Source organism: Nonomuraea terrae (assembly GCF_044465245.1).
Classification (GTDB): Bacteria; Actinomycetota; Actinomycetes; order Streptosporangiales; family Streptosporangiaceae; genus Nonomuraea; species Nonomuraea terrae.
In genome coordinates, this window is sequence record NZ_JBITLL010000001.1 from 456794 (window position 1) to 470446 (window position 13653).

Sequence of the window (13653 nt, forward strand, 5' to 3'; positions counted from 1 at the left end):
GGTGCATCGGTGGACGAGTTTCTCAAGTGGTACTTTTCCGACCGCCCCGTTGCCGCGAGCTCCCTGGGCGCCGAGGGCTACGATCACACGCTCGGCGATTTCTCCGCCACCGCCTGGGCCGACCGCGAACGCGAAGAGACCCGCTGGCTCGAACGACTGTCGGCCCTGGAGGCCCCCACCCTGGACGACGCGATCGACAGAGACCTCGTCCTGTCGCAGCTGCGCGGCTCCATCGCGCTCGCGGCGTGGCCCGAGTGGCGCCGTGACCCGAGCGTCTACCTCGGGCCGATCTTCAACTCGATGTACGCGCCCTTCCAGCGCCGCCTGAAGCCGGAGTCCGAGCTGGTGGAGTCGGCGCTGCTGCGGCTGGCCGAGGTGCCCGGCGTGCTGGCCGCCTGCCGCGCCAACCTCGACCCCGGCCTGGCCGCGCCACTGCTGGTCAAGCGGGGCCTCGGCCAGGCCCGTACCGGTCGTAACTTCCTGACCCGCACGATCCCGTCCATGGTCCGCGACGAGGGCCTGCGGGCGCGGATCGCCGAGGCCGCCGAGCCGGCCGCGCGGGCGTTCGACGAGCTGGTGACGTTCCTCGAGGGCTTCGAGTGCGGCGGCACCTGGCGCATGGGCGAGCAGCTCTACTCCACCCTGCTGCGCGAGCGCGAGATGCTCGGCTACGGCGCCGCCGAGCTGCACGAGAAGGGCAGGGCCGCCTGGGCCGAGCTCGACGCGCGCATGCGGGAGGTGGCGATCAAGGTCAACGGCACCGAGGACTGGCGGGCGGCCATGGAGTCGCTCATGGACGACCACCCGCCGACTCTTGAGGCCATGCGCGAGGAGTACGACGCCGAGACCCAGCGCGCCCGCGCGTTCGTCCGCGAGCGGGACCTGGTCACGTTCGCCGACGGCGAGGAGTGCCACGTGCTGCCCTCGGCCGAGTACACCCGCCCTGTCCTGTCGGTCGCCCACTACCTGTCGCCGCCGCCGCTGAGCGCCTCCCGCACGGGCATCTTCTTCGTCCCCTACACCCCCGACGACTTCACCCCCGAGCAGGTACGCCAGCGCCTGCGCACCAACTCGCGGGCCCAGATGCCCTCGATCAGCGTGCACGAGGCCTACCCCGGCCACCACTGGCACCTGTCGTACATGGCGGGCAACCCGCGTACCGTCCGGAAGGTCTTCAGGACGCCGTACTTCACCGAGGGCTGGGCCCTGTACGTCGAGAAGATGCTGCACGAGCAGGGCTACTTCGACACCCCGGCCACCGAGCTGGCCCACCTCGACTGCCGGATCTTCCGCGCCGCCCGCATCGTCGTGGACACCGCCCTGCACTGCGAGGACATGCCGATCGAGGAGGCCGAGACGTTCATGGCCACCAAGGCGTCGCTGTCGCCGGGCACCGCGCAGGGCGAGGTCAACCGCTACTGCGCCTGGCCCACGCAGGCGCCCTCGTACCTCACGGGCGCCATCGAGATCGACCGCATCCGGCAGTCGTTCCAGGGGTCGCTGAAGGAGTTCCACGACCGGATCGCCGGGTCGGGCGGGCTGCCGCTCGGGCTGGCCGAGAAGGCCGCCCTCGCGTCATAGGCGGGGGAAGTCCGGCGGGTTCAGCGTCCGCTCGACGACGGCGGCGAGCTGCTCCTTCGTCAGGATCGCCGGCCTGCCGACGCCGAGCCCCCGGACGTACACCTCGCACAGCCACTCCAGCAGGCGGGTGGCCTCGAACGCCTCCTCCAGGGTCGCGCCGACGGTCACCCCGCCGTGGTTGGCCATCAGCGCGGCCCGCCGGCCCTCCAGCGCGGCCCGCACGTTCGCGGCCAGCTCGGGAGTGCCGTACGTGGCGTACTCGGCGACCTTGACGACCCCGTCCATGCCGCCCAGCAGCAGCGCGTTGTAGTGCACGGGCGGCAGCTCGGCCATCGTCGTGGCCACGACCGTCCCGAACACCGCGTGGGTGTGCACGATCGCCCGCGCGTCGGTGGTCTCGTAGATCGCCAGATGCATGGGGGTCTCGCTGGACGGACGCAGGTCGCCCGCCACGAGCCGGCCCGCCATGTCCACGATCGGGCACATCTCGGGCGTCAGCCGGTCGAGCGCGGCCCCCGACGGCGTCACCGCGACGCGGTCGCCGTCGCGCACGCTGAGGTTGCCCGAGGTGCCGATGACCAGGCCGAGGTCGACGGCGCGGCGTCCGTACTCGCACAACTGCTCGCGCAGGCTCATGCGGTGGAATGTAACACCCGGAAAGCAGCAATTGATCTTAGTTGTTGACTTTTCATCCGAGCGTCTGTCTCTTTGTCCTATGACCGTCGTCACCGTCGGCGTGCACATCGTCGACATCCTCGCCCGGCCCGTCTCGTACATCCCCGAGAACCAGGACACCGTGCTGGTCGACCAGATCCGCATCACCGCCGCGGGCGCCGCCGCCGGGACGGCCGTCGACCTGGTCAAGCTGGGCAACGACGTGGTCACCATGGGCGCGCTCGGTGACGACGAGCTGGGCGACTTCCTGCTGGCGCTCCTCACCAAGCGCGGCGTGGACGTCTCTCACCTGGTCCGCAGGACGGGCGAGCAGACGTCCGCGTCCATCCTGCCCATCCGGCGCGACGGCGGGCGGCCCAGCTTCCACGTGCCCGGCGCCAACCTGTCCTTGACGTACGCCGACCTCGACGCCGGCGTGCTGCGCGGGGCCCGCGCGGTGCACCTGGGCGGCATGGACGTCACCTTCGGGCTGGGCGACCCGGCGTTCTTCGCGCTGCTCGATGAGTTACGGGCGTCCGGCACGATCGTCACGATGGACCTGCTGTCGGAGATGCCCGACCTGCTGGGCCTGGCCAGGGCGTTCCTCCCGCACGTCGACTACGTGCTGCCCAACGAGGCGCAGGCCCTGCTCATGACCGGCGCCACCGGCACGGCCGAGGCCGCCCGCGCCCTGCTGGCCGACGGGCCGCGCGGCGTGCTCGTCACCCTCGGCGAGTCCGGCAGCCTCGTCGTGACCGGTGACCTGACCGAGCGGGTGCCCGCCATCAAGACCGAGGTCGCCGACACGACCGGCTGCGGCGACGCGTACTGCGCCGGGTTCCTCACCGGGCTGCTGCACGGGCAGGAGGTGCCGGTCGCCGCCCGCTGGGGCACGGCCGCCGCCGCCCGCGTCGCGACCGGCCTCGGCTCCGACGCCGGGCTCACCGACCTCGCCTCCACCCTCAGCCTCCTCTGAAGGACCCCCCATGAACGACGCTGACCTCCGCCGCCGCGCCTCGAAGGTCGTCCCCGGCGGCATGTACGGCCACCTCAACGCCGCCCTCTTCGCCCCCGGCTACCCGCAGTTCTTCGCCCGCGGCGAAGGCTGCCGCCAGTGGGACGTGGACGGCCGCGAGTACATCGACTTCATGTGCAGCTGGGGCCCCGTCGTCCTCGGGCACCGGCACCCGCGCGTGGAGGAGGCCGCCGCCCGCCAGGCCGCGCTCGGCGACTGCCTCAACGGCCCGGGGCCGATCATGGTGGAGCTGGCGGAGCTGCTGGTGGACACCGTGCCGAGCGCCGACTGGGCGATGTTCTCCAAGAACGGCACCGACGCCACCACCCAGGCGCTCATGGTCGCCAGGGCCGCCACGGGGCGCACCAAGGTGCTGCGGGCGCACGGGGCCTACCACGGGGCCGACCCGTGGTGCACGCCCTCCCTGTCGGGCACGACGCCGAACGAGCGGGCCGACCTGGTGGAGTTCGGCTACAACTCGCTGGAGTCGCTGGAGGCCGCGGCGGCGACCGCCGAGGGCGACGTGGCGGCGATCATCGTCACGCCGTTCAAGCACGACTCGTTCGAGGACCAGGAGCTGGTGGAGCCCGCCTTCGCGCGCGGCGCGCGGGCGCTGGCGGACCGGATCGGCGCCGCGCTGGTGATCGACGATGTGCGCGCCGGGTTCCGCGTCGACCTGCGCGGGTCGTGGGAGCCGTACGGCGTGCGGCCCGACCTGACGGCCTGGTCGAAGGCCATGGCGAACGGCCACCCGATCGCCGCCGTCACCGGCACCGACGCGCTGCGCGGGGCCGCCCAGACGCTGTACTCGACGGGGTCGTTCTGGTTCTCGGCGGTGGCGATGGCCGCGGCCAAGGCCACCATCGAGACCCTGCGCGACACCGACGGCATCGCCGCCATGCACCGCACCGGCACCCAGCTCCGCGAGGGCCTGTACGCCCAGGCCAAGGCGCACGGCTTCGTCGTCAACCAGACGGGCCCGGTGACGGTCCCCTGGCTCAGCTTCGACGGCGACGCCGACCTGTCGGTGGCCATGTACTGGAGCGACGCCTGCCTGCGGCACGGCGTCTACGTCCACCCGTGGCACAACTGGTTCCTGTCGGCCGCCCACACCGAGGAGGACGTCGCCAAGGCCCTGGAGGGAACCGACCAGGCCTTCGCCGAAACCCGCGCCCACTTCGCCTGACCGGCCGGGCCGCCCGGCCCGCGGAAGACGACAACTCTCAGGACGACGCTCCGTAGCGGGCGGCGATCGCGGTGGCGCGGTCGCGCAGCGAGTCGCGCAACCACTGCGGGGCCAGGGCTTCCGCGTTCGTGGCGAGCTGCCACAGCGCCCATTCGGCGTGTCTCGGATCCTGGAAGGTCACCTCCAGCCGCAGCCAGCCGTTCGAGCCGGCTTCTTCGGCGCGGACGGCCAGCGCGGTGCCCACCAGGTCCTCCCGCCGCGCCGGGTGCACCCGCACCAGCACGGTGACTTGGTCGCCGCCGGTCCGGAACCGGGCGCTGCGTTCCTGCCAGGCCCGGTCCAGATCGACCCGGTCCGGTCGCTGTGCGGGTTCGGCGAGTCCCTCGGCGGCCAGGACCCGGGACAGCCGGTAGGTGCGGTCCGCGCCAGACCGCGTGGCCAACAAGTAGCCCCGGTCGCGCACGGTGACCAGGCCGATCGGATCCACCGTGCGCCACTTCGGGGCCTGGTTCACAGCCGCGTAGTGGATGCGCAGCCTGTGTCCGGCGAACACCGCGCGCAGGACCTCGGCCACGATGGCGTCAGGCACCTCCTCGGCGACCAGCCGACGTGACAGGAGATCGGTCTCCGGGTCGATGAGCAATCGCTCGGCCGCGCCGGCCGCGGTGTCCCGATAGCTTTCTGGTAGCGCGTCGACCACCTTGAGCATCGCCGAAGCGAGCGCCGAGCCGAGGCCGAAGGCCTGCGCGCCGCGCCGCGACCCGGCGACCAGCAGGGCGAGGGCCTCGTCGTGGTTGAGCCCGGTGAGCTCCGTCCGGAAACCGGGCAACAACGCGAAACCGCCGTGCCGGCCGCGTTCGGCGTAGACCGGGACGCCGGCTGCCGACAGCGCCTCGATGTCGCGCAGCACGGTACGGGTGGAGACCTCCAGCTCGCGGGCCAGCGCCGCCGCTGACAGCCGACCGTGCTGCCGCAGCAACAGCACCAGCGAGACCAACCGGTCGGCGCGCATACGGCGACCTTACCGAAATACACGACACAGGATGTCGTGATTTGCCGGGAGGCTTGTCAACGCGGCGAAAAGTCGGTGGCCACCGAGCCGATGCACGTAAGCAAGGTCGACGAATCGAAGGGAGCCGATATGGCAATGGAGCGAACGGCGGTCAACCCGTGGGCGTGGTCGGGGGAGATGGGATACGACCAGGGGGCGCTCGTCTCCGGGCACACCCGCACCCTGTACTGCGCCGGGCAGACCGCGATGAGCGGTGACGGCAAGCCCCAGCATGCCGACGACATGGCGGCGCAGTTGGCGCTGAGCCTCGACAACCTGGAGGCCGTGCTCGCCGAGGCCGGCATGTCCCTCGCGAACCTCGTCCGGCTCAACGTCTACACCACCGACGTCGATCGGCTCTTCGAGCACTACGGCGTGCTGGCGTCGCGGTTGGGCGCCGCCGGGGTGGCACCGTCCACCACGATGCTCGGGGTGGCCCGGCTGGCGATCCCCGACCTGATGGTCGAGCTTGAGGGGACCGCCGTCGCGTGATGCGACCTCGCCGCCTCCGGCAGGGCTGCCGGAGGCGGCACGGGTGTTCGCGGCCACCACCGTCCTGACCGGCTGAGGCTGGTCAACCAACCGGCATCGTGGGGTGGCGGCCGCCGTCGTCCCGCGCCGCGAGGACGCGGGCGGTGGCCGGGAACAGCGGCTCGGGCAGGTCGTCCGGCGCGAACCAGCGCCATGACCGGAACACGTGCGGCTCCGTCACCACCGGGTCCGCCGTGCCCGCGGCCACGCTCACCGCCGCCGTCACCCGTACCGCGCCCCCGGGGTGGTCCAGCACCACGGCCGTCACCCGGGGCGGACCGCCGTCGCGCACGCCCGTCTCCTCGGCCAGCTCCCGGACGGCCGCCTCCTCGAACGTCTCCCCGGGCTCCACCGCCCCGCCCGGCAGGCACCACGACGGCTGCTCACCGGCCTTGATCCGCTCACCCAGCAGGATCCGCCCGTCCGCCTGGGTGAGCACCACGCCTACTCCGATGATGCGATCGCCGGCCATCCGAAAAAGCTCCCTCCTCGACCCGTAATGCCCCCGACATTACGGACATGGGCTTAGCGTCGCATCGGATTAAGGAGCCCATGTGGGAGTCGACCCAGAAAGCCGGTTCGAGGAGATCTACGCCTCCTCGTACCGGTTACTCCTCGGGTACGCGTTGCGCCGCTGTCCGGACCCGGACGACGCGGCCGACGTCGTGGCCGAGACCTTCCTGATCGCCTGGCGCCGGATCGAGGAGGTCCCGAAGGGCGACGAGGCCAGGTTGTGGCTCTACGGCGTGGCCAGGAAGGTGTTGGCGAACCACCGGCGCGGCGAGCTGCGGCACGAGCGCCGCACCGCCGCCCTGCGCGCGGAGCTGGCCGCCACGCCGCTCGCCGCCGAGCCGACCGGCGCGGACTTCACCGCGATGGGCCAGGTGTTCCGCGCCCTGCCCGGGGACGACAGGGAGTTGCTCGCCCTGGTCGCCTGGGAGCGGCTGAGCCCCGGACAGATCGCCAAGGTCCTCGGCGTTTCCAGCAACGTGGTCAGAGTCAGGCTTTTCCGCGCCCGCAGGCGGTTCGCCCGCGGCCTTGCCGGAGCCGGTATCGATCACTCGCACACCGTCGCGTTCGAAGGGAGCCAGCCGTGAACATCGCCGATCTCGCCCGCGTACGCGACGAGGACCTGGCCGGGGAGCCCGTGGGGCAGGCGTCCGGCGCGGGGGCGCGGGCGCTCATGGAGTCGATCAAGGAGGAGGCGCGCGAGCCCGTGCGGAGGCGGGTCCGGGCACGGCGGAGTGCCGGGCTCGGGGTGGTGGCCGCCGCCCTGGCCGCCGCGCTCGTCGTCTGGTCCCCGTTCGGCGGCCCCGCCACCGAGTACGCCAACGCCGCCGTCTCGCTCAAGTCCGGCGACGACTTCATCGAGGTCGTGATCAACGACCCCGAGGCCGAAGCGGAGGAGTTCACCGAGGCGTTCCGGGCCGTCGGGCTGGACGCGGAGGTCCGCAAGGCCCCGGTGGCGCCCGGTGACGTCGGCAGACTGGTCGGCCCGATCACGGACGGGGACTTCCCGCCCGGCACCGGGGTGACGGTCTCCACGCGGATGGACGGCTGCGCCTCCGCCTGGTGCGGCAAGGTCTCCATGCCGGTCGGCTTCACCGGGAAGGTCGTCTTCGGCATCGGCAGGCCCGCGGCGCCGGGGGAGCGCTACGCCGGGCCGGTACAGGTCGAGTTCGACCCGGACGGCGGCGTGCTCGCGGGCTACAAGCCCCGGGGCAAGCCGGTCGCCCGCGTCAGGGCGGACATGGAACGCGCCGGGATGAAGATCGACTACGTGGTGATGTGGCTGAAGCCGGACGGCAGCGGACACGGCTACCATGTCGAGCCGCAGCACGTCGGGGACGACTGGACCGTCGAGAACGTGAACAGGACCGCCTCCGACGCCGTCACGCTCGACATCCTCGCGCCCGATGACGTACCCGCCGACTCCCTGCCACAGATCAGCCCCCCACCGCGCCCGGAATGGTGGAAGGACTGACCACGGGCGGCTCCCATGATTCGGGAGGTTGCCGGGCCGTCACGGCAAGAGCTGTACCAGGTGGTCGGCCGGCTCGCCCGTTCTTCCCGATGTCATGAGCGGCGCTTCGACTCGGCGGCGGCCCAGGAGAAGACACCCTTCGCCATGAGCGACAGCTCGCCGGCCGCGCGGGCGGAGAAGACCTCGGCGCGTACGCGGTGCACGCCCGGGTCGTCGGGAGCCGCCAGGGCGGCCATCTCCGCCAGGTGGCCGGCCAGCCGTTCGTCGCCGTCCGAAAGGGCCTTCAGCGCGGCGTCCGCGAGGGCCGCCGCGCCGCCCGCGAGCTCGGCCACCGATCTCGCCACCACGGCGTCGGGTGCGGGCTTGAGCTCGGCCGGGTTCCCGTCGTACCAGCCGCCGTACAGACGCCACAGATTCCGTACGACGAACTCCGGCTCGTCGTAGCGGGCCCGCAGGTAGGGGCGGTCGGCCAGGTGAGCGGGGGGTCTCACCGAATGGACGATCTCGTCGAGCCGCGCGCCCGCGTTGAGCAGGTCAAGCGTCTGCGTGACGAGCGAGTCCAGCCATTCCGCGGTTTCCAGCAGCGCCTGCCGGATGCGGTCGCGGCCGAAGATCGGGGCGCCGTGGCTGGGGAGCATGATCTCGGCGTCCATGGCGGCCATCCGCTGCAACGCGTGCACCCATTCCCGCGGATAACGCTGCACCTTCTGCGGGTTGCCGCAGTTGGGCGTCACCCAGATGAACAGGTCGCCGGGCAGCAGCAGCCTGTGCTCGCGCACGTAGCCGATGGTCGCGTCGTCGGTCTCGCCCTTGGCGTGCAGCAGGTCGAACGTCAGCCCGCCGCGCCGCACGGTGAGCGCGTCGGTGTAGGTGACGTCGGGGTGGCGGTAGGAGGACGGCCAGCGCAGGTTCGGGGCCTGGAACTGCCGCTGGTTGATCACCGCGTTATAGCCATTGGTCAACAAATATCGCTCGAAGCGGTCCACGACCGCTTTGTGGGCATAAATCGTGGCCCGCGGCCCCGACTCCTCGAACGGCCCCGTCCCGAAGACATGGTCGATGTGCCCATGCGAGTAGAACGCCGTCGTCAGTGGCGCCCGGGTCCAGGCCCGTACGTCCTCGTGCAACTGCGCCGCCGAGAACGGGCTGCTGGTGTCGAACAACACCAGCTCCCCTTCGGTCTCGAAGGTGATGACATTTCCGAATCCGGGCCACCAGCCCACGCCGTCCGCGACCGTGTGGACGCCCTTGCCGCTCTCACCGGCGTCCACGATGCTGTCGTCCGATTCGCCGCGCCACACGCGGTCCGCGTACTCGACAATCATGCGCCCCACTCTCCGTCCAGAACATCGTTCTGCGCAAGGCATCACGGCCCGGTCACGTCTCGGCGGCCACCCCTTGACGGGTGTCGGCCACGTTCGTACGTTGCGGGAAACGTTTAGGAAACTTTCCTAATTCGGGAGCCGCCATGACCCATCCGGGCGAGATCACCCGGCGCGGGCTGCTGCGCCGCATCGGCCTGACCGCGTTCGTCGCCGGGCCCGGAGCGGGCCTGCTGAGCGCCTGCGCCACCGCGGGCACGGGCGCCGAGCCCGCCCCCGCCCCCTCGATCACGGCCTCCGCCGACGCGCGGAACCCGTTCGGCGTCGACGCGAGGAAGCCCCTGGAGGTGGTCATCTTCAGCGGCGGGTACGGCGACGCCTACGCCAGGGAGCTGCACCAGGAGCTCTACAAGAAGGCGTTCCCCGGCGTCACGATCGAGCACAACGCCACCCAGCAGATCGGCACCCAGCTCCGCCCGCGCTTCGTGGCCGGCGACGTGCCCGACGTGCTCAACAACTCCGGGCCCGAGTCGATGGACCTGGCCGCGCTGGCCGCCGAGAACCACCTGGCCGACCTGACCCCGTTGTTCGACGCGCCCTCGATCGACGACCCCGCCAGGCGGGTGCGCGACACCATCACGCCCGCGGTGATCGACAACGCCAAGATCGACGGCAAGGACCTCGTCCTCAACTACACCGTGTCGCACCGGGCGCTCTGGTACGACGCCGCGCTCTTCGCCTCGATGGGCTGGGCGGTGCCGACGACCTGGGCGGAGTTCACGGCGCTGGGGGAGCAGGCGAAGAAGGAGGGCATCGCGCTCTTCGCGTATCCCGGGCAGAAGGGCCCGTACTACCAGCTCTGGAACCTCCTCTACACCGCCGCCAAGATCGGCGGCAACCAGGTCATCGTCGACATCGACAACCTGGCGGAGGGCGCCTGGAACGCCGGGCCGGTCAAGCAGGCGGTCACCGCCTGGGCGGAGATCCAGGCCAAATACGGCGAAAAATCGTACTTCGGCCTCGATCACACCCAGACCCAGGTCAAACACCTGCGCCACGAGGTGCTGTTCTACCCGGTCGGCTCCTGGATCGAGAACGAGATGGCCAAGGACAAGCCGGACGACTTCGAGTACGCCATCGCCCCCATCCCCGACGTCACCGCGGCCGACACCATGCCGTACGGCGCCATCCAGGTCGGCGTCGGCGAGAACTTCGTGGTCGGCGCCAAGGGCGAGAACCCGCAGGGCGGCCTGGAGTACCTGCGGATCATGCTCTCCAAGGAGGGCGCCCGCGGCTTCACCGAGCGGACGCGGAACCTCACCGTCGTCAACGGCGCCGCTGAGGGCCTCGACCTGCCCGCCGGCCTGATGAGCGCGGCCAGGGCCCAGGACAGCGCCGGCGCGAACATCATCACCGAGGCCAGGTTCGAAGGCTGGTACAAGGAGCTCTTCGACTACGGCACGGCGCAGACCAACGCGGTCATGGCCGGACGCATCACCCCGGAACGCTTCTGCGCCGACCTGCAGGAGAAGGCCGACGCCGTCAAGAACGACGCATCGGTTCCCAAGCAGACGCGGAGCCGGTAGCCCATGCGGCGGTGGCGCACGTACGGGTTCGTGGCCACGTTCCTGGCCGTCCCCCTCGTGCTGTACACGGTCTTCGTCATCAGCCCGTACGTCCAGGCCTTCCAGCTCTCCCTGCCCAGCTGGAACGGCTACAGCTCGGTCGTGACCCACGTCGGGCTGGACAACTTCGGCCGGCTGCTCGGCGACGAGGTGTTCTGGCAGGCCCTGCGCAACCACGGGATCATGCTGCTGACGTTGCCCGTCGTCACCATCGCCATCGCGCTCTTCTTGGCCTTCCTGCTGAACCTCGGCGGCGGACCCGGCGGCGACGGCATGCGCGGCCTGTGGGGCTCCCGGTTCTACCGGGTGGTGTTCTTCTTCCCCCAGGTGCTCGCCGTCGCCGTCGTCGGGGTGCTGTTCCAGGCCATCTACCGGCCCGACGAGGTCGGCGTGATCAACGGCGTGCTGGCCCGGCTCGGCGTCGAGCCGGTCGGCTGGCTCATCGAGCCGAGCCTCGCCCTGTGGTCCGTCATCGCCGTCATGGTCTGGCAGGGCGTCGGCTTCTACGTGGTGCTCTTCTCGGCCGGCATGGCCGCCATCCCCAAGGACTACTTCGAGGCGGCGGCCCTGGACGGCGCCGGCCGCGTCCGGCTGTTCTTCTCGATCACGCTGCCGCTGCTGCGCGACACCGTCCAGGTCGGCTGGATCTACCTGGGCATCGCCGCCCTCGACGGCTTCGCGCTGATCCAGGTGCTGGCGGGCGACAAGGGCGAGCCGGACGGCGCCACGACCGTCCTGCCGGTCACCATCTACAACACCGCCTTCTCCTACCAGAGAGTCGGGTACGCCTCCGCGATGGGCGTGGCGCTGTTCTTCCTGACCGTGACGTTCGCCGTGCTGACCCTGCGGACGACCCGGCGTGAGAGGGTTGAGCTCTAGACATGCGTGAAAGGCCGAGGCCCGGCGTGCTGAGCGGGCTGTCCCACATGGCGCTCGCGGTCTGGGCGCTGCTGATCATCGCGCCGCTGCTGTGGACGTTCCTGGCGTCGTTCAAGAACAACACCGAGATCTTCGGCGACCCGCTGCAGCTCCCCGGCGAGCTGCGCCTGGACGCCTGGGGGCGGGCCTGGGACACCGCGCACATCGGGCGGTACATGCTCAACACCGTCATCGTCGTCTTCTTCGGCACGGCCGGCACGATGGTGTTCGGCTCGATGGCGGCGTACGTGCTGGCGCGCTTCTCGTTCGCCGGCAACCGGCTGATCTACTACTACTTCGTGGCCGGGCTGGCGTTCCCGGTGTTCCTGGCGCTGGGGCCGCTGTTCTTCGTCGTGCGGCAGGTGGGCCTGCTCAACTCGCACGTCGGCCTCGTGCTCGTCTACATCGCCTACTCGCTGCCGTTCACCGTGTTCTTCCTGGCGGCGTTCTTCCGTACGCTGCCGGAGGCCGTCGCCGAGGCCGCCATGATCGACGGCGCCTCCCACACCAGGACGTTCGTCCAGATCATGGTGCCCATGGCCAGGCCGGGCCTGGTCAGCATCACGATCTTCAACGTGCTGGGCCAGTGGAACCAGTACCTCCTGCCACTGGTGCTGCTGGCCGGCGACCCCGACACATGGGTGCTCACCCAGGGCATCGCCCGCATCTCGACGCTGGCCGGCTACGAGGCCGACTGGCCGGCGCTGTTCGCCGCGCTGTCCATCACGATCCTGCCGGTGATGGTCGTCTACGTCGTCTTCCAGCGGCAGATCCAGTCCGGGCTGAGCTCGGGAGCACTGAAGTAACGTGGGCGGCATGGACGTCGAAAGCAGACTCAGCGATCTGCCCGCCTGGCGGCGCGAGGGTGACGAGATCCGGCGCACGGTCGACGCGCCCGACTTCCCCACCGCGATCCGCATCGTCGACGAGATCGCGGTGAAGGCGGAGGAGCTCAATCATCACCCCGACATCGACATCCGCTGGCGGACGCTGCACCTGGCGCTCACCACCCACGACAAGGGCGGCCTGACCGATCTCGACTTCACGCTCGCGGCCCTGATCGATGACATCGCGGCAAAACATGGCACCTAGGCCGCGATAGCCGTCCGTAGTCATTCGGTCACTGGTTAGAGTGGGTGGCCTCTCGGAGCCCTCGATCCGGAGGGGGCTCGGATCTTGGGGGGTCATTCCATGCGCGTGCCCGCACTTCTGCTCGTCCTTCTCACCGCAGCCTGCGCGGGCCCGCCCGGCCCCGCGCAGGACGCGACGAACGCCAAGGGCATCGCGTCGCCCGGCGACTCGATCAAGCTGACCGGCGCGGGGGAGTTCACCACCGGCGACACCTCGGCCATCGTCTACGACCGCAAGCTCGCCCCCGAAGGCTCCCAGGCCAGCGTCACCGTGGAGTCCTCCGGCGGCCAGACGCGCACCTCGCTGGTGGTCGAGGGCCTGCTGCCCAACCGCCGCTACGGCTCCCACCTGCACGCCAACCCCTGCGGCAAGAAGCCGGAGGCCGCGGGCCCGCATTTCCAGCACCACGCGGGCCAGATCAACCCGTCCAGCGAGGTCTGGCTCGACTTCACCACCGACGCCGAGGGCGCCGGCCGCTCCAGCTCGCGCAACGAATGGACGCTCACCCGCGCCAAGCTCCCGGGCTCCCTGGTGATCCACGCCGACCCCACGGTGACCTCGGGGCCGAAGGTCGGCGACGCCGGCGCCCGCGTCGCCTGCCTGACCCTGAAGTAGCGCGTCCGCCCACGATGTCGACCGCGTCGCCCGGGAATCC

At 70.9% G+C, this 13653-nt stretch carries 15 protein-coding genes; 11 read left to right on the forward strand and 4 right to left on the reverse strand.

Features of this window, described 5'->3' with window-relative positions:
* Nucleotides 1-9: 9 nt before the first annotated feature.
* Complete coding sequence (locus tag ACIBP6_RS02205; protein ID WP_397047897.1) at nucleotides 10-1581, forward strand: DUF885 domain-containing protein; 1572 nt, start codon at nucleotides 10-12, stop codon at nucleotides 1579-1581.
* On the opposite strand, the gene ACIBP6_RS02210 is transcribed toward ACIBP6_RS02205, so the two are convergent.
* Nucleotides 1576-2217 carry a class II aldolase/adducin family protein gene (locus tag ACIBP6_RS02210; RefSeq protein ID WP_397047899.1) on the reverse strand — a complete coding sequence of 214 codons (642 nt, stop codon included), beginning with the start codon at nucleotides 2215-2217 and terminating at the stop codon, nucleotides 1576-1578. The genes ACIBP6_RS02205 and ACIBP6_RS02210 overlap by 6 nt on opposite strands.
* A 79-nt stretch (nucleotides 2218-2296) precedes the next feature.
* On the opposite strand from ACIBP6_RS02210, the gene ACIBP6_RS02215 reads away from it, so the two are divergent.
* A complete protein-coding gene (locus tag ACIBP6_RS02215) occupies nucleotides 2297-3211 on the forward strand; it encodes a carbohydrate kinase family protein (protein WP_397047901.1) in 915 nt (304 codons plus the stop codon).
* 10 nt (nucleotides 3212-3221) lie between these two features.
* Nucleotides 3222-4436: an aminotransferase class III-fold pyridoxal phosphate-dependent enzyme gene (locus ACIBP6_RS02220; protein ID WP_397047903.1), complete on the forward strand. Its 1215-nt coding sequence runs from the start codon at nucleotides 3222-3224 to the stop codon at nucleotides 4434-4436.
* A gap of 37 nt (nucleotides 4437-4473) precedes the next feature.
* Here ACIBP6_RS02220 and ACIBP6_RS02225 read toward each other — a convergent pair whose 3' ends face one another.
* The gene (locus ACIBP6_RS02225) at nucleotides 4474-5448 is read right to left on the reverse strand and encodes a helix-turn-helix transcriptional regulator (RefSeq protein WP_397047905.1); all 975 of its coding nucleotides are present in this window, start codon (nucleotides 5446-5448) and stop codon (nucleotides 4474-4476) included.
* Between the two features lie 135 nt (nucleotides 5449-5583).
* Here ACIBP6_RS02225 and ACIBP6_RS02230 point away from each other — a divergent pair, with 135 nt between their 5' ends.
* A complete protein-coding gene (locus ACIBP6_RS02230; RefSeq protein WP_397049275.1) occupies nucleotides 5584-5979 on the forward strand; it encodes a RidA family protein in 396 nt (131 codons plus the stop codon).
* 82 nt (nucleotides 5980-6061) lie between these two features.
* Here ACIBP6_RS02230 and ACIBP6_RS02235 read toward each other — a convergent pair whose 3' ends face one another.
* Entirely contained in the window at nucleotides 6062-6490 is a 429-nt protein-coding gene (locus ACIBP6_RS02235; protein ID WP_397047907.1) for an NUDIX hydrolase, read from the reverse strand.
* Nucleotides 6491-6572: 82 nt separating this feature from the next.
* On the opposite strand from ACIBP6_RS02235, the gene ACIBP6_RS02240 reads away from it, so the two are divergent.
* Nucleotides 6573-7115 carry an RNA polymerase sigma factor gene (locus tag ACIBP6_RS02240; protein ID WP_397047909.1) on the forward strand — a complete coding sequence of 181 codons (543 nt, stop codon included), beginning with the start codon at nucleotides 6573-6575 and terminating at the stop codon, nucleotides 7113-7115.
* Complete coding sequence (locus tag ACIBP6_RS02245) at nucleotides 7112-8002, forward strand: hypothetical protein (protein ID WP_397047911.1); 891 nt, start codon at nucleotides 7112-7114, stop codon at nucleotides 8000-8002. The genes ACIBP6_RS02240 and ACIBP6_RS02245 overlap by 4 nt, the downstream gene beginning before the upstream one ends.
* Before the next feature lie 92 nt (nucleotides 8003-8094).
* Here ACIBP6_RS02245 and ACIBP6_RS02250 read toward each other — a convergent pair whose 3' ends face one another.
* Nucleotides 8095-9327, reverse strand: coding sequence for an alkyl sulfatase dimerization domain-containing protein (locus tag ACIBP6_RS02250; protein WP_397047913.1), 1233 nt, complete (start codon nucleotides 9325-9327; stop codon nucleotides 8095-8097).
* Between the two features lie 143 nt (nucleotides 9328-9470).
* On the opposite strand from ACIBP6_RS02250, the gene ngcE reads away from it, so the two are divergent.
* The 5 genes from ngcE to ACIBP6_RS02275 all read left to right on the forward strand — a co-directional run bounded on the left by ngcE (nucleotide 9471) and on the right by ACIBP6_RS02275 (nucleotide 13613).
* Nucleotides 9471-10910, forward strand: a complete 1440-nt coding sequence (ngcE, locus tag ACIBP6_RS02255) for an N-acetylglucosamine/diacetylchitobiose ABC transporter substrate-binding protein (protein ID WP_397047915.1) — start codon at nucleotides 9471-9473, stop codon at nucleotides 10908-10910.
* 3 nt (nucleotides 10911-10913) lie between these two features.
* A complete protein-coding gene (locus tag ACIBP6_RS02260; protein ID WP_397047917.1) occupies nucleotides 10914-11828 on the forward strand; it encodes a carbohydrate ABC transporter permease in 915 nt (304 codons plus the stop codon).
* A 2-nt stretch (nucleotides 11829-11830) separates the two neighbouring features.
* Nucleotides 11831-12673, forward strand: a complete 843-nt coding sequence (locus tag ACIBP6_RS02265) for a carbohydrate ABC transporter permease (protein ID WP_397047919.1) — start codon at nucleotides 11831-11833, stop codon at nucleotides 12671-12673.
* A gap of 10 nt (nucleotides 12674-12683) precedes the next feature.
* Nucleotides 12684-12959 carry a 4a-hydroxytetrahydrobiopterin dehydratase gene (locus ACIBP6_RS02270; RefSeq protein WP_397047921.1) on the forward strand — a complete coding sequence of 92 codons (276 nt, stop codon included), beginning with the start codon at nucleotides 12684-12686 and terminating at the stop codon, nucleotides 12957-12959.
* Between the two features lie 105 nt (nucleotides 12960-13064).
* Nucleotides 13065-13613 carry a superoxide dismutase family protein gene (locus ACIBP6_RS02275; protein ID WP_397047923.1) on the forward strand — a complete coding sequence of 183 codons (549 nt, stop codon included), beginning with the start codon at nucleotides 13065-13067 and terminating at the stop codon, nucleotides 13611-13613.
* Nucleotides 13614-13653: the final 40 nt, after the last annotated feature.